General features: G+C 70.8%; 18 protein-coding genes. 10 read left to right on the top strand and 8 right to left on the bottom strand.

Annotated features, from left to right (window positions below; translation table 11 throughout):
• The coding region (locus NGF19_RS27200) for an AMP-binding protein (protein WP_252428210.1) at positions 1 to 585 on the bottom strand (585 nt) is incomplete at its 3' end.
• A 166-nt stretch (positions 586 to 751) separates the two neighbouring features.
• Here NGF19_RS27200 and NGF19_RS27195 point away from each other — a divergent pair.
• Positions 752 to 2,089, top strand: a complete 1,338-nt coding sequence (locus NGF19_RS27195) for an acyltransferase family protein (protein ID WP_252428209.1) — start codon at positions 752 to 754, stop codon at positions 2,087 to 2,089.
• A 14-nt stretch (positions 2,090 to 2,103) separates the two neighbouring features.
• On the opposite strand, the gene NGF19_RS27190 is transcribed toward NGF19_RS27195, so the two are convergent.
• Positions 2,104 to 2,328 carry an HAD family hydrolase gene (locus tag NGF19_RS27190; protein ID WP_372505915.1) on the bottom strand — a complete coding sequence of 75 codons (225 nt, stop codon included), beginning with the start codon at positions 2,326 to 2,328 and terminating at the stop codon, positions 2,104 to 2,106.
• Between the two features lie 142 nt (positions 2,329 to 2,470).
• Between NGF19_RS27190 and NGF19_RS27185 the strand changes: the two genes are divergently transcribed.
• Entirely contained in the window at positions 2,471 to 4,558 is a 2,088-nt protein-coding gene (locus tag NGF19_RS27185; protein WP_252428208.1) for a HelD family protein, read from the top strand.
• Between the two features lie 143 nt (positions 4,559 to 4,701).
• On the opposite strand, the gene NGF19_RS27180 is transcribed toward NGF19_RS27185, so the two are convergent.
• On the bottom strand, positions 4,702 to 5,454 hold the full coding sequence (locus tag NGF19_RS27180) for a response regulator (RefSeq protein WP_252428207.1): 753 nt from the start codon (positions 5,452 to 5,454) through the stop codon (positions 4,702 to 4,704).
• Positions 5,451 to 6,719, bottom strand: a complete 1,269-nt coding sequence (locus NGF19_RS27175) for a sensor histidine kinase (protein ID WP_252428206.1) — start codon at positions 6,717 to 6,719, stop codon at positions 5,451 to 5,453. Before NGF19_RS27175 ends, NGF19_RS27180 begins: the two co-directional genes overlap by 4 nt.
• 144 nt (positions 6,720 to 6,863) lie before the next feature.
• On the opposite strand from NGF19_RS27175, the gene NGF19_RS27170 reads away from it, so the two are divergent.
• Complete coding sequence (locus tag NGF19_RS27170) at positions 6,864 to 7,283, top strand: DUF4190 domain-containing protein (RefSeq protein ID WP_252428205.1); 420 nt, start codon at positions 6,864 to 6,866, stop codon at positions 7,281 to 7,283.
• Between the two features lie 59 nt (positions 7,284 to 7,342).
• Complete coding sequence (locus NGF19_RS27165; RefSeq protein WP_252428204.1) at positions 7,343 to 8,878, top strand: alpha/beta hydrolase; 1,536 nt, start codon at positions 7,343 to 7,345, stop codon at positions 8,876 to 8,878.
• 50 nt (positions 8,879 to 8,928) lie between these two features.
• Here the strand turns inward: NGF19_RS27165 and NGF19_RS27160 are convergent, their stop codons facing one another.
• Positions 8,929 to 9,627: a response regulator gene (locus tag NGF19_RS27160; protein ID WP_252428203.1), complete on the bottom strand. Its 699-nt coding sequence runs from the start codon at positions 9,625 to 9,627 to the stop codon at positions 8,929 to 8,931.
• Between the two features lie 33 nt (positions 9,628 to 9,660).
• Entirely contained in the window at positions 9,661 to 10,824 is a 1,164-nt protein-coding gene (locus NGF19_RS31045) for a sensor histidine kinase (protein WP_252428202.1), read from the bottom strand.
• A gap of 123 nt (positions 10,825 to 10,947) precedes the next feature.
• Here NGF19_RS31045 and NGF19_RS27150 point away from each other — a divergent pair, with 123 nt between their 5' ends.
• The 3 genes from NGF19_RS27150 (at position 10,948) to NGF19_RS27140 (ending at position 13,345) form a co-directional block, all read left to right on the top strand.
• On the top strand, positions 10,948 to 11,883 hold the full coding sequence (locus tag NGF19_RS27150) for an ABC transporter ATP-binding protein (RefSeq protein WP_289738205.1): 936 nt from the start codon (positions 10,948 to 10,950) through the stop codon (positions 11,881 to 11,883).
• Positions 11,880 to 12,743 carry an ABC transporter permease subunit gene (locus NGF19_RS27145; protein WP_252428201.1) on the top strand — a complete coding sequence of 288 codons (864 nt, stop codon included), beginning with the start codon at positions 11,880 to 11,882 and terminating at the stop codon, positions 12,741 to 12,743. The genes NGF19_RS27150 and NGF19_RS27145 overlap by 4 nt, the downstream gene beginning before the upstream one ends.
• Before the next feature lie 119 nt (positions 12,744 to 12,862).
• On the top strand, positions 12,863 to 13,345 hold the full coding sequence (locus tag NGF19_RS27140; protein WP_308288563.1) for an SLATT domain-containing protein: 483 nt from the start codon (positions 12,863 to 12,865) through the stop codon (positions 13,343 to 13,345).
• A 126-nt stretch (positions 13,346 to 13,471) separates the two neighbouring features.
• Here the strand turns inward: NGF19_RS27140 and NGF19_RS27135 are convergent, their stop codons facing one another.
• Complete coding sequence (locus tag NGF19_RS27135) at positions 13,472 to 14,374, bottom strand: TIGR03619 family F420-dependent LLM class oxidoreductase (RefSeq protein WP_252428199.1); 903 nt, start codon at positions 14,372 to 14,374, stop codon at positions 13,472 to 13,474.
• Positions 14,375 to 14,505: 131 nt separating this feature from the next.
• Between NGF19_RS27135 and NGF19_RS27130 the strand changes: the two genes are divergently transcribed.
• Entirely contained in the window at positions 14,506 to 14,703 is a 198-nt protein-coding gene (locus NGF19_RS27130) for a hypothetical protein (RefSeq protein WP_252428198.1), read from the top strand.
• Positions 14,704 to 14,796: 93 nt separating this feature from the next.
• Positions 14,797 to 15,120: a hypothetical protein gene (locus NGF19_RS27125; protein ID WP_252428197.1), complete on the top strand. Its 324-nt coding sequence runs from the start codon at positions 14,797 to 14,799 to the stop codon at positions 15,118 to 15,120.
• 1 nt (position 15,121) lies between these two features.
• Here the strand turns inward: NGF19_RS27125 and NGF19_RS27120 are convergent, their stop codons facing one another.
• Positions 15,122 to 16,600: an amidase gene (locus NGF19_RS27120; RefSeq protein WP_252428196.1), complete on the bottom strand. Its 1,479-nt coding sequence runs from the start codon at positions 16,598 to 16,600 to the stop codon at positions 15,122 to 15,124.
• A gap of 333 nt (positions 16,601 to 16,933) precedes the next feature.
• Between NGF19_RS27120 and NGF19_RS27115 the strand changes: the two genes are divergently transcribed.
• A complete protein-coding gene (locus NGF19_RS27115; protein ID WP_252428195.1) occupies positions 16,934 to 17,443 on the top strand; it encodes a hypothetical protein in 510 nt (169 codons plus the stop codon).
• The last annotated feature ends 27 nt before the right edge of the window (positions 17,444 to 17,470 follow it).

Genomic DNA, 17,470 nt, shown 5'->3' with positions numbered 1-17,470 from the left:
GACGCATCCCTTGGGGCGGCCGGTGGTGCCCGAGGTGTAGATGATGGTGGCGGTGTCGTCCGCGCGGACCGCGTCGCGGCGCTCGTCGACCCGGGCGGCAGGGACGTGGGCGCCCTCCTGCCGCAGCCGGGAGAGGTCACCGGCGTCGATCTGCCACACCCGCTCCAGCCCGGGAAGGTTCTCCTGGATCTCCTCCAGGCGGTGGCGGTGCTGCGATGTCCCGACCACCGTCGCGACGGGCTCGGAGTCCTCCAGTACCCACCGGATCTGCTCGGGCGAGGAGGTGTCGTAGATCGGCACGGGCACCGCGCCGACCGTCCACAGGGCGTAGTCGGTCAGGGTCCATTCGTAGCGTGTCGCGGCCAGCAGGGCGACGCGGTCGCCGGGCCGGATCCCGGCGGCGAGGAAGCCCGCCGCGAGGGCGCGTACCTCGCTCGCGAACCGCGCGGCGGTCACCGGCTCCCAACCGTTCCCCGTCGGCCGGTCGAACAGGACGCACTCGGCGCGATCGCTGCGGAACACCGTCGTGGCGAGCTGATCCTGCGGCGGAATCCGGATCGTGGACGGGCTCTCGTACTCGCGCATACCCGCAGTGTCAGCGTGGAGTGGGGGGCGAGGCGTGTGGGGCGCGCCGGGTGAATTGCCGGATTGCGCGATTACACCGGCAGGGCACGGTGCAGTTCTTGTTCACGGATATGGGTCGGGGGGCACGGAGCGGGGGCTCGGTGGACGCGCGAGGAAGGAGGACCGGGTGCGGGTTCGGGACCTCGCCGACGCCACCCCCGCGCGCCGTGACCGCTATGTCGACTTCCTGCGGGCGTTCGCCATCGTCATGGTGGTGATCGGCCACTGGCTGGCAGTGATGATCACCTTCCGGGACGGCCGGCTGGGCGGGGAGCACGCGCTCGCTGTGCTGCCGTGGACCCACTGGCTCACCTGGCTGTTCCAGGTGATGGGGATCTTCTTCCTGGTCGGCGGCTACGCCAACGCCGCATCCTGGACCTCGGCCCAAAGGCGCGGGGACGGCTACGCCGACTGGCTGGGGTCGCGTACGGAACGGCTGTTGCGGCCGACGACGGTGTTCATCGTGGTCGGGGTCGCGGTCGCCGCGGCTGCCCGGCTGGCGGGTGTGAACCCGGAGTTGGTGCGGCTGGCTGCCTGGGTGGTGGCCATCTCGCTGTGGTTCCTCGCCGTCTATCTGGTGGTCGTCGCCCTGACCCCCGTGATGCTGGACGCCCACCGACGCTGGGGCCTGGCCGTCCCGGCGGCCCTCACTGTGATCGCCGCCGGCTTCGACGCCCTGCGGCTGAGTACGGGCGTCGGCTATCTCGGTGCCGCCAACTTCCTGCTCGTCTGGCTGATCCTTCCTCAACTCGGATTCGCGTGGCGCGACGGCACCCTGACCCGTACTCCGGCCCGCCCCTGGTGGCTGTTCCTCGGCGGGTCGGCCGCGCTGGTCGCCCTCACGACGGTCGGGCCGTATCCGGTCAGCATGGTCGGCGTGCCCGGGGCCGAGGTGCAGAACACCTCGCCGCCGACGCTCGCGTTGCTTGCCCTGGCCGTGGCCCAGACCGGGCTGTTCCTGCTGCTCGCCGGGTTCCTGCGGCCCTGGCTGCGTCGACGGCGAGTCTGGATGGCGGTGATCGCCGTCAACGGCGGGATCATGACGCTGTTCCTGTGGCACATGGTCCCGGTGCTCGTGGCCGCGCTGGCGCTCTACCCGACCGGCATCATGCCCCAACCGGAGATCGGGTCGGCGAACTGGTTCGCCTGGCGCCCGGTGTGGGGGGCGGCCTGTGCTCTGCTGCTGGGGATCCTGGTAGCCGTGTTCGCACGCTTCGAACGCCCACGCGGCCGGGCGACGACGGCCACCCGGCCGGGGCGCACCGCCGACAGAGGTGCGACGCGGCTCGCCATCGTCCTGGTACTGATCGGCACGGCCGCGACCTGCGTCGGCATCATCCAGCTCACCGTCGGCGGCTTCCAGGGCGAGGGGCCCGCGGGTGTCCCGCTGAGCGCCCTGCTGTGCTACCTCGCGGGGCTGGTCGCGTTCAGGGCGGCCCGTCGCGCGAGGGCTGATACCGGGTGAAGCGGGGGAGAGGTTCAGGCTGTGGCAGTCCCGTGAGAGTCGGCCGCGAAGGCCAGGATGTGCAGGACCGCCTCACGCAGGCTGACGAAGTGGCGGTGCACGCCTTCCACATCCAACCCGTACCGCTCCGCCCAAGTCCCCCAGACCTGGCGCCGATTGCTCACCGCGTCGATCAACGTACCGTCGACGTCGAAGAGTACGTACTTCACGCGGCCCGGTCGCGGAGGTTCACTGGTCACCCGTCGATCCTGCCGGGCAGCGCGAACGCGTTGCCGCGCCGGAGGACACGTTCCACCCGCTTCGGTCAAGATTTACATTTCCGGAGTCCGTCTGCATAGTGGCGCCTCGACACAGTGGCGGGTTGTACCGAGGGGGCCTTTCTTGTCGCAGATCGACGATGGTGCAGCGCGCGAGGTGGAGCGTGAGCGGGTTGAGGTGTCCGCCATAGGCGACCTGTTCGACGAACGGCTGGCGGACGTACGGGCGCAGTTGGCGCGCGTGCTCGCCTCGCCGCCCGGCAGTGCGGGCGAGGCGTACGAGCGGGAGGTGACGGCCGGGCGGCTGGCGGGGGAGGCACGTCGGCTGGAGGGGGCTGAGGACGGGCTGGTCTTCGGCCGGATCGACCTGGCGGACGGGACGGTTCTGCGGATCGGACGGCTGGGGCTGCACAGGGACTCGGACGACATGCCCGTGCTGGTGGACTGGCGGGCCGAGGCCGCACGGCCCTTCTACGAGGCGACGCCGGTCCATCCCATGGGGCTGCGGCGCCGCCGCCATCTGCGCCTGGCAGGCCGCACGGTGGTGGGGGTGAGCGATGAGCTGCTGGACGGCTCCGCACCTACCGGACAGGACGTGGTCGCTGACGGCCCGTTGACGGCGGCGCTCCAGGAGAGGCGTACGGGGCGGATGGGTGCGGCGGTTGCCACGCTCCAGGCCGAGCAGGACGCGATCGTCCGGTCGTCGCACCGCGGGGTGACGGTGGTGCAAGGCGGTCCGGGCACGGGTAAGACGGTGGTGGCGCTGCACCGCGCCGCGTATGTGCTGTACGCGTTCCCGAAGGCGGCCGAGCACGGCGTGCTGGTACTGGGGCCGAACGCGCGGTTCCTCGACTACATCTGCCAGGTGCTTCCCTCGCTCGGGGAGAACGACGTCGTCTTGGCGACGTGCGAGGAACTGGCCGGGGTCGTGCCGGGCGCCGCGGACCCCTTCGAGGTGGCGCGCCTGAAGGGGAGTGCCGCGCTGGCCGACGCGCTGGGCGCGGTGGTCCGCTCACGGCAGGCCCCGAGTGGCGACTTCACCGTCCGGGTCGGCCAGGAGTGGATGCGTCTGCCGGACGGGGATGTCGCCCAGGCGCGGGAGACGGCGCGGACCAGCGGTCTCGCGCACAACCGGGCCCGTCGGCTGTTCAAGGAGCTCCTGGTCGACGCCCTCGTCCGCGAGCTGGCCCGCAGTGGCGCCGAGGCGCTGGAACTCATCGACGCTCAGGTCACGCAACTGACCGGCCTCGACCTCGACCGGGTCGCCGCGGCGGACCTGCGCCGCCTCGGTGTCGACGGCCCACCGGCCACAGGTGCCGACGAGTTCGACGCCGACGCCGTGCGCGCCGACCTCCTGGACGACGACTTGCTCGAAAGGGCCGTCGAGGACCTGTGGCCGCGGCTCACGCCCGGCGAGGTGGTCCGTACCCTGCTGACGGACGCCGACGCGCTGCCCGCGTACCTGCGGCAGTTCACCGACGACCAACGAGCCCTGCTGCGGCGCACACCCGGTGCACCCTGGACGGACGCCGATGTGCCGCTTCTCGACGAGGCGGCGAGCCTCGTCGACGGACCGCCCGAGCACGTCTTCGGGCACGTCGTCGTCGACGAGGCACAAGAGCTCACCGCCATGCAGTGGCGGATGATCGTGCGTCGTTGCCCGGGCAGGTCGATGACGCTGGTCGGAGACTTCGCCCAGGCGGGCCCGACGACGGTGGCCCTGGACTGGAAGGAGGCACTGGGCCCGCACCTCGGACGGCGCTTCGACCTGCGCACGCTGACCGTCAGCTACCGGACCACGCAGGAGATCCTCGCCGTCACGGAGGACCTGCTCGCCCGGATCGCCCCGGACCGGCCACCGATCCGCTCGATCCGGCGCGGCGAGGCGCCTCGGACCCTCGCCGCGGCCCCGGAGTCGCTCGTCACCACCCTCGTACGGGAGTTGCGGGCGCAGGGCGCCGCGTACCCGGACGAGCTGATCGGGGTGGTATGCGCCGACGGCAGGACGGAGCAGCTCGCGGCTGCGGGCATCGAGCAGTACGCCCGACTGGTGCCCGCCTCACAGGCGCGCGGCCTGGAGTTCGACGCGGCCGTCGTGGTCGACCCGGACGAGATCACCGCCGCCCGCCCCGGGGGCGAACGTGACCTGTACGTCGCCCTCACCCGGGCCACCAAGCGACTGTGCACGATCACCGTGCCGTCGGCCGGATAGCTCTGGTCGGGTCCCGGGGTGAGGAAGTCCGGGACCCAGCCGGAGACCGGCACCGGCAGCGAGCTGTTGCAACCGATCGTTACCCGCGCCGCGCTTCTGGCAGGATTTGACTGCCGAACGTCGGCGCGCGAGAGCGCTGTTGCTCAGTCTGTGCGGGCGTGGTGGGTGACCCGGGGAACGACCAGGCCCGTTTCGTACGCGATCACCACCGCGTGGGTTCGGTTGTGTGCGCCGAGTTTGGTCAGTACGTTGCCGACGTGTGTCTTCACTGTCTCCTGGCTCACTCCGCACGACTGCGCGATCTCCGGGTTGGACAGGCCGGTGGCCATCAGGCGCAGGACCTCTTCCTCCCGGGTCGTCAGTGCCGCGTGCGGCAGGGCTTTGGCGGAGTCGAGCGGGCGGGCGGTGACCATCTGGCGCAGGGCCGCCGGGAAGAGGATCGCCTCGCCTGTCGCGGCCACCCGTACCGCCTGTGCGATCTGCGGGACCGGGAGCCGCTTGAGGACGAAGCCGCTGGCTCCGGCGCTGAGTGCGGCGGTGACGTAGCCGTCGTTCTCGAAGGTGGTGATCACCACGATCTTCGGCGGCTCGGCCGGTCCGGCCAGGATCTGCCGGGTGGCCTCGATGCCGCCCAGGCGTGGCATCCGTACGTCCATCAGGATCACGTCCGGCCGCAACTGCCGTGCTTGCTCGACCGCTTCGATGCCGTCGGCGGCCTCCCCGACCACCGTGATCCCCGGCTGCATCCCGAGGAGCGTGCGCAGACCGCTGCGGGTCACCGCGTCGTCGTCCGCGATCACGAGGGTGACGGAGGTGCTCTCGCAGGCGCCGGTGGTGACGGCTGTGTCGGCGTCAGGACTGGTCGTGACCGCTGCGCCGGCGTGTGAGCCGATCATGCGGGCAAGCGTACCGGCAGCCGGACCGCGAGCCGCCAGTGCTCCGGCCCGTCCGGGCCCGCCTCGAACGCGCCGTGCAGCAGCCGTACGCGCTCGGCGAGTCCCGGCAGACCATGCCCGGACGTCGGGAAGGCACCCGAAGTCATCTCTGGTCCGGTGCGGTTGACCACACTGAGTTCCAGCGCGTCCTGCGTGGTCGCCACCGTGATGTGGATCGGGCCGCCTGTTCCGTGCCGCAGCGCGTTCGTCAGTCCCTCTTGCAGGATCCGGTAGGCCGCGCGGGAGAGCGTCCCCTGTACGTGCGTGAAGTCGCCCGACAGGTGCGGCTCCACCTCCGCGCCCGCGTGCCGCAGCCGGTCCAGCAGTTCGGGCAGGTCGGCCAGGGTCCGGGTCGGTGCCGTCCCCGCGTGTTCCTCGCGGAGCATGCCCAGCACGTAGTCCAGATCTTCGAGGGCGGCCCGGGTCGACTCCTCGATGCTGCGCAGGGCGGCCCGTGCCGCCACCGGGTCGGCGTCGAGTACCTCGCCCGCCACCGCCGCCTGGATCGTGGCCGCCGTCAGCGTGTGCCCGATCGAGTCGTGCAACTCGTGGGCCAGCCGGTTGCGTTCGGCCGCCGTCCGCTCCCGCTCTTCCGCCAGCGCGAGCCGTTCGGCCGAGGACGGGCCGAGCAGCCTGGGCGCCAGCCATCGCAGGGCGTACGTCACGCCCCCACACAGGGCCGCCGCGAGCAGCAGGCAGCCCAGCGCGGCTGCCCAGCTCGGCCAGCCGCTCTCCGGCCGCAGCGACCAGCCGTTCACACTCACCCCGGCCTCGGCGCCCGCCCAGCCGCCGGGCAGGAGCAGACCGGCGATGAACAGCAGGACGCCGAGCTGCGCCCCTGCCCACCCCAGCGCCACGTGCGCCAGCAGCCACAGCGGGGTCCGCCAGCGGTCGGCGCCCGATACCGGGGGAGAGGTCCGCCCGGCACCGAACGAGCCCGCCCGCGGACGCTCGCCCAAGGGATCCGGCAGCGGCACGCCCAGCATCCGCCGGGCGCACGCGATCAGCACCCGTCGCGTGGTACGGGCCAGCCCGATCACGCCGATCAGTACGGACCACACCAGCGCGGTCACGGCGTACTGCACTCCTACCGGGGCTGACGACCACGCCAGCGCCGGCAGCGCCGCGAAGGGCAGCAAAGGAAGGCTCGCCAGCGCGCCGCAGTAGGCGAACAACGCACCTGAATACGTGGAGCCGCGCAGCAGCGGCCGAATTCCCCTGAACATAGCCGGATCAGTATGACCGGACGGCCCACCTGCAGCCTCCCCCGATCGGGGGAGCGAATCCTCCCGCCTTCCCGTGATGTGCCCGCGGGTTCTCGAAATCCACAATCGGGCCCTCACTGATCGACGGGACGGAAGGACACGTTGATGAACGCCCAGGGGACCGAGACGCCGCTGGACCGCGCGGCGTCCGCGCAGACTCAGGCCGCGCAGACTCAGGCAGTACGGACATGGGCCGCACCGAGCGGAACGGCATCGAGCGGAAACGGCCTGGCCACGGCCGCCATGATCCTGGGCATCACCGGCCTCGCCACCTCGGTCGTCTTCATCGGCGGCCCTCTCGCCGTGATCGGCCTGATCCTGGGCATCGCCGCGCTGTTGACGGCCAAGCGGACCGGCGTCGGCCGGGGCAAGGCCGTCACCGCCTTGGTGACGTCGTCCCTCGCGATCGTGGTGTCCGCTCTGGTCGCCGTCCTCGTGCTCTGGTACGCGAACCAGACGCAGGCGTGCTACCAGCCGGACAGCTTCCACCAGTACACGCAGTGCGTCCGCGAGCACCTCGACTGACCGGTCTCGCCGACCAGTCGACCCATCGCCCACCCTCCTCGACAAGGACGAGCATCACCGTGCGCAACAGAATCACCCGCCGAGCCACCCTGCTCACCGCCGGTCTCGCGGCAACCTGCCTTTCGGCGCTGACACTCGCAACCGGCTGCGCCGTGCCCAGGCCCTCCGACGCCTCCGCCGCCAAGGACCCCCTGCGGCAGTACACGCAGCACAAGCTCCAGTGGAAACGCTGCGACGCGAAGGGACCCGACACCATCCAGTGCACGACCCTCGAGGTGCCGCTGGACTACAGCGACCCCGGCGGCAAGACGATCGACCTCGCCATATCCCGGCTCAAGGCGGGCAGTCCGAAGGAACGCCGCGGTGTTCTGCTCCTCAACCCGGGCGGCCCCGGCGCCCCAGGACTGAACCTGCCCACCGACCCGCTCATGAAGTTCCCCGCGGAAGTGAAGCGGCGCTACGACCTCGTCGGCTTCGACCCGAGGGGCGCCGGGCAGAGCGCCCCCGTCAGCTGTGCTCTGACCGCCGACGAACAGTCCGACCATCCGTACAAGGCCGCGACCTTCGCCAAGGACGTGGACCGGGTCCGTACGATCGCCGAGAAGTGCCGGGCGCGGGCCGGTGACGTACTGCCGCACCTCACCACCCGCAACAGCGCCCGCGACATGGACGTCATCCGCGCCGCGCTGGGCGAGAAGAGGATCTCCTACCTGGGCATCTCCTACGGCACCTACCTCGGCGCCGTCTACATGCAGATGTTCCCCCAGCACGCCGACCGGATCGTCCTGGACAGCGCGACCGACCCCACGCGGGTCTACCGGGGCATGTTCCAGGACATGGCGAAGGCGGCCGAGCAGGCCTTCACGCGATGGACCCGATGGGCCGCCCGGCGGCACACGACCTACGCACTGGGCGCCACCCCGGCCGAGGTCCGCGAGACCTACTGGAAGCTGATCGCGCAGGCGGACCGCGCACCCATCACCTTCGAGGGGCAGACGCTCACCGGTGACGACATCCGCGCCGACAACAGCACGTTCTTCCACCTCCGCACGGCCGCCGAACGGATCGCCGGACTGAAGAAGGCGGCCGAGGACGACGACCCGGCCGGGGGCAAGGGCCCGGCCGCGTCCGGCACGCCCGGTCAGGCCGAGGAACCCGACGACACCTACGTCTCCGCCGCCTGGTCCGTCATGTGCGCCGACACCCGTACCTGGTCGCACGACCCCGAGCGATACCGTCGCGAGGCGATCCGCGACCAGGCCAGGTATCCGCTGTACGGCGACTTCGCGGCGGCCATCACGCCGTGTGCCTTCTGGGGGCAGGGCAGCGAGCCGCAGACCACGATCGGGAACACGGCCGGCGCGCTGATCACGCAGAACGAGTGGGACTCCCAGACACCCCTGTTCGCCGGTCAGGCCCTGCACCGGGCCCTGCGCGGCTCCCGGATGCTCACTGTCGTCGGCGGTGAGGGGCACGGCGTCCTCTACGCGCCCGACGGCAACTCCTGCGCGGACAGGGCCGCCACGCTCTACCTGACCACGGGCAGGCTCCCCGCCAAGGACCTGAGCTGCCGGGCCGCGTCCGGGCAGCAGTAGCGGCGCCCCAAGCCTCTCGTGTCTCGAGCACTGCTGCTGGTGCCCCTGCGTCAGCCACCGGGGGCGCCAGGTGGCCCGGTTCTCTGTTCTCCGACCGTCACCAGGCCCGACTCGTAGGCGAGGATGACCAGTTGAACTCGATCGCGCGCACCGAGCTTGGTCAGCAGGCTCGCGACGTGTGCCTTGGCGGTGCCCGGGCTGATGTGCAGGTGTGCGGCGAGTTCGGCGTTCGACAGTCCGCGCCCGACGAGTGCCAGTACCTGGCGTTCGCGGGCGGTGATCCTCGGCAGTTCGGCGTGGTCGGGACGGGTGCCGCCGCAGGCGACGAAGTCGGCGATGAGACGGCGGGTGATGCCGGGGGCGAGCAGCGCGTCCCCGCGTGCGATGACACGGACGGCGGTGAGGATGTCGTCCAGTGCCATGTCCTTGACCAGGAAGCCGCCGGCGCCGGCGCGCAGCGCGGCGTAGATGTTGGCGTCCTCGTCGTAGGTGGTCAGGACGACCACGCGGGTGGCGGGGACGTCCGTGGCGATCATCTGGGTGGCTTCGACACCGTCCATGCCGGGCATGCGCAGGTCCATCACCACGACGTCCGGGCGCAGTTCACGCACGAGCCGGACGGCTTGCGCGCCTGTCCCGGCCTCGCCGACGACTTCGATGTCGGGCGTGGCGTCGATGACCATCCGCAGCCCGGCGCGGACCAGTTCCTGGTCGTCGGCGAGGACGACACGGACGGTCGTGGCCGTCATGGCCGTCATCGTTCCTTCCGGGCAGACACACGCTCACCCGGAACCCGCCCTCGGACCGCGGTCCGGCACTGAACCGCCCGTCCAGCAAGGCCACACGTTCCCGCATGCCGCGGATGCCGTAACCGTCCGTGCCCGTGCCCGTGGTGCCGCCGCGCCCGTCGTCGGTGATCTCGATGTCGAGCGCGTCCGGGCGGTGCTCGATCGCCACGCGGCAGTGGCCGGTGTCGGCGTGCGTACCACGTTGGTCACCGATTCCTGGACGATCCGGAACGCCGCGTGGTCGATCGTCGGCGGCAGCCGGTCCGGGACGCCCTGTCGGCGCACGTCCACTTCCACGCCTGCCGCCCGCGTGGTGGCGGTCAGCCGGTCGAGGTCGTCCAGCCCGGCGAACGCGTCGGTGCGTGCGACTTCCTGAGGACCGCTGCCGGTGCCGGTGTCGGGCTGGGGGCCGGTGTCGGCCCGGCGCAGGATGCCGAGCATCTCGCGCAGGTCACGCAGGGTGTGGCGGCTGGTGTCCTCGATGGCCCGCAGAGCGCCTTCGGCCTGCTGCGGAGAGACGCGGATGACCCGATGTCCGGCTCCCGCCTGGATCGCGATGACACCGATGCTGTGCGCGACCATGTCGTGCAGGTCGCGGGCGATGCGCAGCCGTTCGTCGGTGACGGCCCGAGCGGCCTGGTGCCTGCGCACGCTCTCGTCGTACTCACGCTGCTGCCGTACGGACGTTCCGGCCAGCCACGCCGCCAGCACGCTCAGCGCCAGCAGCACCCCGAGCCCCGCGAGGCCCGGTACGAGCAACTGGCCCCAACCGCCGCTTGTCACCAGGCCCGTGAGCCAGGACGCCTCCTCGGCCAGGAGCGTGAAGACCATCGCCGTGAACCCGTCCCGCCGGTCCCGCACCGCGGTGACGTACATCAGCACGAGGCCTGCCGTCAGAAGCAGCGGCCACACCTGCTCCCACCGCAGACCGATCACCGCGCTCCCGGCAAGCTCGGCCAACAGAACCGCCAGCACCGGCCGCGGACGCGCCCTGACCCATACGAAGGGCAGCGCCGCGATCACCGCCGCCGGTACGACGAGCGTGATCGGCTCACCGCCCGGACTGCCCGGCGCGCGGCCACCGGTGTACGTGGCGGTGAGCAGCACGGCCAGGGCCGCCGGGGCGCACGCGATCCGCATCAGGTTTCCAAGAGCCACGCTCGGAGCGTAGGGGGACGGCCGCGACCGTGGCGTCAGACCTGGGACGTATGCCTGCGGGCATAGGCCCGAGTACAGATCCGCGGGCCGGAAGATCTGCCGCGCGGCCGATGCCGTGCCCCGATGTCCTCCGGCAGCGTGGACCACGTGATCGAAGTCAACCGATTGACCAAGCGCTACGGGGACGTCGTCGCGGTCAGCAACCTGAGTTTCACCGTGCCGCCCGGCCTCGTGACCGGCTTCCTCGGCCCCAACGGGGCGGGCAAGAGCACGACCATGCGCATGATTCTCGGGCTGAACCGTCCCACCTCCGGAACCGCCACCATCGACGGTCGCCCCTTCACCGCACGGCAGGCCGGGCTGCACCATGTCGGTGCGCTGCTGGACGCGGGCGACGTCCACCCGGGACGCAGCGCGCGGGCCCACCTGTCCGCGCTGGCCCACACCAACGGGCTGCCCCGCCGCCGGATACACGAGGTACTGGAGGAGGTCGGGCTCGCCGACGCCGGGCATCGCCGTGTCGGCGGGTTCTCCCTGGGCATGCGCCAACGGCTGGGCATCGCCGCCGCGTTGCTCGGCGACCCGCCCGTCCTGTTGTTCGACGAGCCGGTCAACGGCCTGGACCCCGAGGGCGTGCGGTGGGTCCGCGGCCTGTTCCGGCGCCTGGCCGCCGAGGGGCGTACGGTGCTGGTGTCCAGCCATCTGATGAGCGAGATGCAGAACACCGCGGACCGGCTGGTGGTCGTCGGACGCGGTGAGTTGATCGCCGAGGAGACCGTCACCGAGTTCGCCGCCCGCGGTGCCCGCGCCCATGTCACCGTGCGCACCCCGCAGGCCGCCTTGCTCGTACCGCTGCTGGCTGCCGCCGGAGCCACCGCCACCCCGGACGGCGCGGACGCCCTGGCCGTCACGGGCCTGCCCGCTGCACAGGTGGGCGAGTTGGCCTGTCGTCACCACATCGTCGTGCACGAACTCACCACGCACCACGCCTCCTTGGAAGAAGCGTTCATGGAACTCACCGCACACCACGCCCAGTACAGCGCGCAGGAGACACGATGAGCGCCCCCGCCTCCGCCCCTGCTCCCGCTTCGGTCCCGGCCGGATCACCGTCGGGCGCCGCCGATCCGCGCGTACGCCGGCGCGGCCTGCTCACCGCCGAGTGGACCAAACTGTGGTCGCTGCGCTCGACCCGCTGGGTCCTCGGCGCAGGCATCCTGCTGCTCCTCGCGGGCACCGTGCAGAAGAGTTGGGACGACTACCACGCCTGGCCGAGTTACCACGCGCTCGAACGCGCCCACTTCGATGCGATGACCACCGCGTTCAGCAACATCAGCGCCATCCTGCTCGTCGTCGGCGCGGGCGTCATCGGCGCGCTGACCATCGTCGGCGAGTACGCGACCGGCCTCATCCGCACCACCTTCAGCGCCGTCCCCGCACGGCACCGCGTCGTACTGGCCAAGCTCGCCGTTACCACGGCGGTCATGCTGGCGACAGGAGTCGTGGTGTCGCTGAGCACGTTCGCGCTGAGCCAGTCCATCCTGTCGGGGCGGGGGATCGCGGTATCGGTGAACGACCCGGGGGTGCCGCGCGTGCTGCTGGCCAACGCCCTGCTCGCCCCGCTCGCGGCGCTGGTCGGCATGGGGATCGGTGCGTTGCTGCGGCACACGGCGGGTACGGTCGTGGCGGTGATCGTCCTGTTGGTGGTCCTGCCGATGACGTTCAAACCGACGGTCCATCCATGGGTGAACGACCTCTACATGTGGTTCCCGTTCTACGACTGGGCGCACTGCCTGTCCCTGCGTCGTCCGCCCGCGGGCCCGGCCCTGCCCACGGTCACCGTCTCCTGGACGGCCTTCGCGGCCTGGGCCGTGGTGTCCGCCGCGGTGACCGTCGGGGTCGTCAGCCGCCGCGACGTGTAGAACCGGCAAGAGATCACCCACGGGACGGCGCCCACAGGGAACCGCGCGGGCGGGAGCTGCGTCCTGCGGGGTGAACTGTGGGGTGAACTGTGGGGTGACGATGGGCCTTTGGGGGCGGAGTGCAGCCGGGAAGCGGACCAGGTGTGGGTCTCAGCCCGAGGGAGACGGCCGTCCTCCTGCTGAACAAGATTCATGAGGGCAACGACTACGCACGTGCCAGGAAGCAGAGGTTTTGCCGAAGCGCTTCGGTGACCAAGATGCTCACGCTCGGGCTGTCCGCCGCGTCGACCGTCATCCTGGGGCTGCAGAACCTCAACACCTGGGCCGGTCTGGCGTTCGCCCTCGTGGCTGTGGGCACGCTGCTGGGGGCCGTCGAACCGTTCTTCAACTGGCGCTCGCGATGGGTGCTCATGGAGGAGACGCAGTACCGGTTCCAGCGGCTCGCCGATGACCTGGAGTTCCTTCTGGCCTCCACGCCCGCCGACGACCTCACGCATGACCAGCTCGGTGAGGTCTTCGGCAGATACCAGGCGGTCTGGGAAGACCTGAGCCGCACATGGCTGGAGCACCGCCGGGAACCCGCGCCGTCGACCAACGCCTAGGCAGTCTCCGTAGACCTGCCAACCGGCCCCGCCCGCAGGCACGGAGACCCGGCTGCACCCCCGCCTCGGGTCTCCGTGCGTGCGCGACAGCTCCGTCGGCGGGCGGCTGCCGTGGCCGGAGCGGACTCAGCCCTTCTCGACGAGTTCGAGGATCTGGCGGGCATGCTCCAGGGAGCCCTCGACGGTGTGCACGTCGTACATGGAGTCGATCATGAAGTGGTCGATCCCGGTCCGTTCGTGGACCTCCTTGACGGTGTCGGCGACCCTCTCCGTGCTCGTACCCGCGTCGATGTTCACCCGCAGCACCGTGTCGATGGCGTGGGGGTCGCGGCCGTCCTGCCGAGCGAACTCGTCCAGTTGTGAGCGCTGCGCGACGAGACCGTCCACGTCGACGTGGCTCGGAACGACGATCAACGGCAGCCAGCCGTCGCCGCGGCGGGCGACCCGGCGCAGGGCGCGCTCGGACAACGCGCCCAGATAGAAGGGCGGCCGGGGCTTTCGCACCGGCTTCAGGGGCGAGTGGTGCTCGGGTACGGAGATCTGGTCGCCCTCGTACTGCGCCGGGTCGGTGGTCCAGATGGCGTGGAGGGCGTCGAGCAGTTCGTCCATGCGGGCGCCGCGGCGGGTGAAGTCCAGACCGGCCGCCTGGTACTCCTCGGGAGACCAGCCGATCCCGAAGCCGGGGAGCAGCCGCCCGCCGCTGATCAGGTCGATCGTCGTCAACGACCGGGCCAGTTGGACGGGCGGGTACAGCGGGGCGACCAGAACGTGAGAGCCCAGCAGCACCCGGCTGGTCGCGGCGGCGGCGACACCGAGCAGGACGAACGGGTCGGCGGAGGGGTTCATCTCCTCGGGAATGGTGGTCCCCCGCCCGCCGTAGCCCACGACGGGGTGAACCGCGGACAGATTGCGGTCCGCCACCCAGAGGCTGGCGCCTCCGGCCTCCTCGATCGCGGAGGCGAACGTCGCGGTCTGAGCGATGCCATAGGCCTGACGGTGGAACTGGGGGAGTGCGAAACCGATCTTCATGGTGTCCCTCACGTGTGTTGTCGCCGGGCGGCGCGACTTCGGCTCCGCTCCGACGTGATCCTCTGCGGGCGACTCTCTCAGCCCACGAGCCACGCGCGCGCTCAACTCGCGGAGCATCGCGTGCGGTTGGCGTGCCATGGACCGTGTCCTTCGACAACGCCCGCAACGGCGCGAGAACTTCCGGCACCGAGGCGGAGCCGGTGTCGCGCATGCCGCATCGAGAGGTTCCGGCGTACACGTACCTGCCCTGCACGGAGAAGTCCCGGCTGTACCGCGCGCTGCAACGCCCTTGGCAGGCCGCCGCGTTCGTCGCGCGGGAGTACGGGTGAGTCTCTCCAGCCACGCGGCCGGACCGCAACTCCTGGCTGATTCTCCTTGGCTTCTTCATCGCCCTGGTTCTGTTCGTCCGGGCCCTCGCCCGGATGCCGACCGGGTACGTCGCCGACCCGGCCGCCGCCGACGTGGTGCGGGCGGCCCTCGACCGCGCGGACGCGGACGCGGGGGACGGCTGTTACGCGCCCGCCGCCCAGGTGTCCCGCGTCGGGGACCGTGTCCGTGTCGTCATCGCCGGGCGCGATCCGGCCGGTTCCGCCGGGCCGCCGATCCCCTGGGCGGACGTGGCGGGCGAGCCGGGGAAGTCTTCGGTCTCCCGCAACGTGCTCCGGACCCAGGCCGCTCGCCTTCCCCGAACTCGACGTGCTGCTCTCCCCACCTCACTGACTGCCGAGGAGACCAGCGGGTCGTGATCTACACGGCCGATCCCGGCGCACCGTCCGAGGGCGCACCGACGAAGCCGCCGATCTTCCGTTCGAGCAGTTCGGCCAGTTGCAGCGGGGTGCGGTCCTCGTACATCGGGCCGATGAGTTGTACTCCCACCGGCAGACCCTCGGGGGACCGGCCCGCTGGTACGGCGGTGGCGGGCAGGCCCGGCATAGTGGGCACACCGGCCCAGACGAGCTGGTCGAAGTACGGGTACTCGACCCCGTCGATGTCGATCCGGCGTTCCCTCGGATCGGGGTTGTGGTCGTGCGGGAACGCGGGAGTGGGCGTGACGGGGCACACCACGGCGTCGAACTCGGCGAAGAACTGCCGCCAGCCGTGGCGGTGGAGTTCACGACGGTGGTTCGCCTCGATCCAGTCGCGGTGGCTGAACACCATGGCGCGCAGCCGCGCCGCGTCGAGACTTCGGTCGTCCGCGCTCAGCAGAGCGGCGCGGGCCCGCAACTGCTCGTACGCTTCGACGGGGAAGTGCGCGACGGAGCTCGAGAACAGCAACTGCGTGTAGATCACGGCGGCTTCGGTCAGGTCGGGCAGCAGGGGACTGTGTCGTTCGACGCGGGCGCCGCCGTCGACGAGCGCGTCGGCCACCCGCTGCACGCCCGCCCGCACGGCGGACCCGGTCGGAATGAGCGGATGCTGGTCGAGGACCAGGACTCGGAAGTCGCACAGCCGTTCGTGGCGCGCGGGCGGCAGCGCCACATCGTGCGCCACGCCGAGCGTCAGCGGGTCCGGTCCGGCCATGACGTCGAGCAGGAGCGTGAGGTCGCGGGCGGAGCGCGCCATCGGCCCGACAACGGCGAGGTCGAGGTCGACAGGCAAGACCGGCGCAAGCGGCGGGACCATACCGCGGGCTGCCGCCAGCCCGAGTGTCGGCTTGTGTGCGTAGACACCGCAGAAATGCGCGGGAGTGCGCAGCGAACCGGCGAGGTCGGAGCCGATGGAGAGCGCTCCGAATCCGGACGCCAGGGCCGCCGCCGAGCCGCCGGAGGATCCCCCCGACGTACGACCGTGATCCCATGGGTTGTTGGTGGTGCCGTAGAGCTCGTTGAAGCTCTGTATGTCCTGTAGCCCCATAGGCACGTTGGTCTTGCCGAGCACCACCGCGCCCGCGGCCTTGAGTCGCGACACCTGCACCGCGTCCTCGGCCGGTACGTAGGTCCGGTGTGCCGGCATGCCCCAAGTCGTGGGCAGCCCGGAGACGTTGTAGGACTCCTTGACCGTCACCGGAATGCCGAGCAGCGGCCGGTCCTCACCGCGGGCGCGCGCCTGGTCGGCATCGCGCGCGGCGGCCCGCGCCCGGTCGAAGTCCGGCACACAGATCGCGTTGATCGCCTTGTCGTCCCGCTCGATACGGGCGATCGCCTCGTCGGTCAGTTCCGCCGAGGACACTTCACCGGCGCGCAAGGCAGCCGCGAGTTCCTCAGCCGTCAGAAGATTCCATTCCATGGATCCGACCGTAACCACCTCTGGAACAGGTCACGAAATACCGTTTCGTGCAACGAAGTCGGACGTATCCATACGCGCCGTTCTTCTCTCCCGTTCGATGGGGTAGATCCGCTCGATACGTGGTGTTTGGCTGCCGTTCTCCGCGTCGGCCGCACGCACACCCGGTCTCCGACAGTCGCAATGGGTGGGCGAAGTCGGCGTAGACCTGTGAACGACGTGGAAGTCCCCGTCGTTCAAGGGGAGTTCAGCGCAAGATGCTTGGCGAGTGAGTAGCGCTCATGCATACTCCTGCTGCACCACCGCCCATACCGTGAGTCAAGCAGGAGGAAATTCATGCGACTTCGTGTTCGGGCTGTACTGAGCACGCTCGCCCTCGTCGCCACCGCACTCTTCGCCCCCGGCGTCGGTGTGATGGCCGCCACGGACGCCTTTGCCGCCACCAAGCTCACCCACGCCCAGGCCACCGCCATGTTCCGCGCGGCGGGCATCACTTGGTCCTCGTCCGGCGGCTGCTCCGACCGCAACGGCTCGACGTGCACGTCCTTCGACGGACTCAACCAGGCCACCGCTCAGGGAGCGGTCACCCTCAAGCAGGCCAGCGGCTGCGCCATCAACATCACCGGCGGCACCGAGACCGGACACGCGAGTGGCACGTACTCCCACTGGAACGGCTACAAGCTCGACTACGGCAAGAACACCTGCCTGACCAACTACGTCCACAACGCCTTCACTTACATCGGGCTGCGCGGCGACGGCTACCCCCAGTGGCAGGCGGCGTCAGGCAACATCTACGCGGACGAGGGCACCCACTGGGACGCCCTGTACTACTCCTGCGGCTGCTGAAACCCTGCAGAGAACTCAGTCAACGGG

This window comes from Streptomyces macrolidinus, from assembly GCF_023887685.1.
Taxonomy (GTDB): Bacteria; Actinomycetota; Actinomycetes; order Streptomycetales; family Streptomycetaceae; genus Streptomyces; species Streptomyces macrolidinus.
Note: the sequence above shows the minus strand (reverse complement) of the source record. Positions and strands in the feature narration are given on the sequence as shown.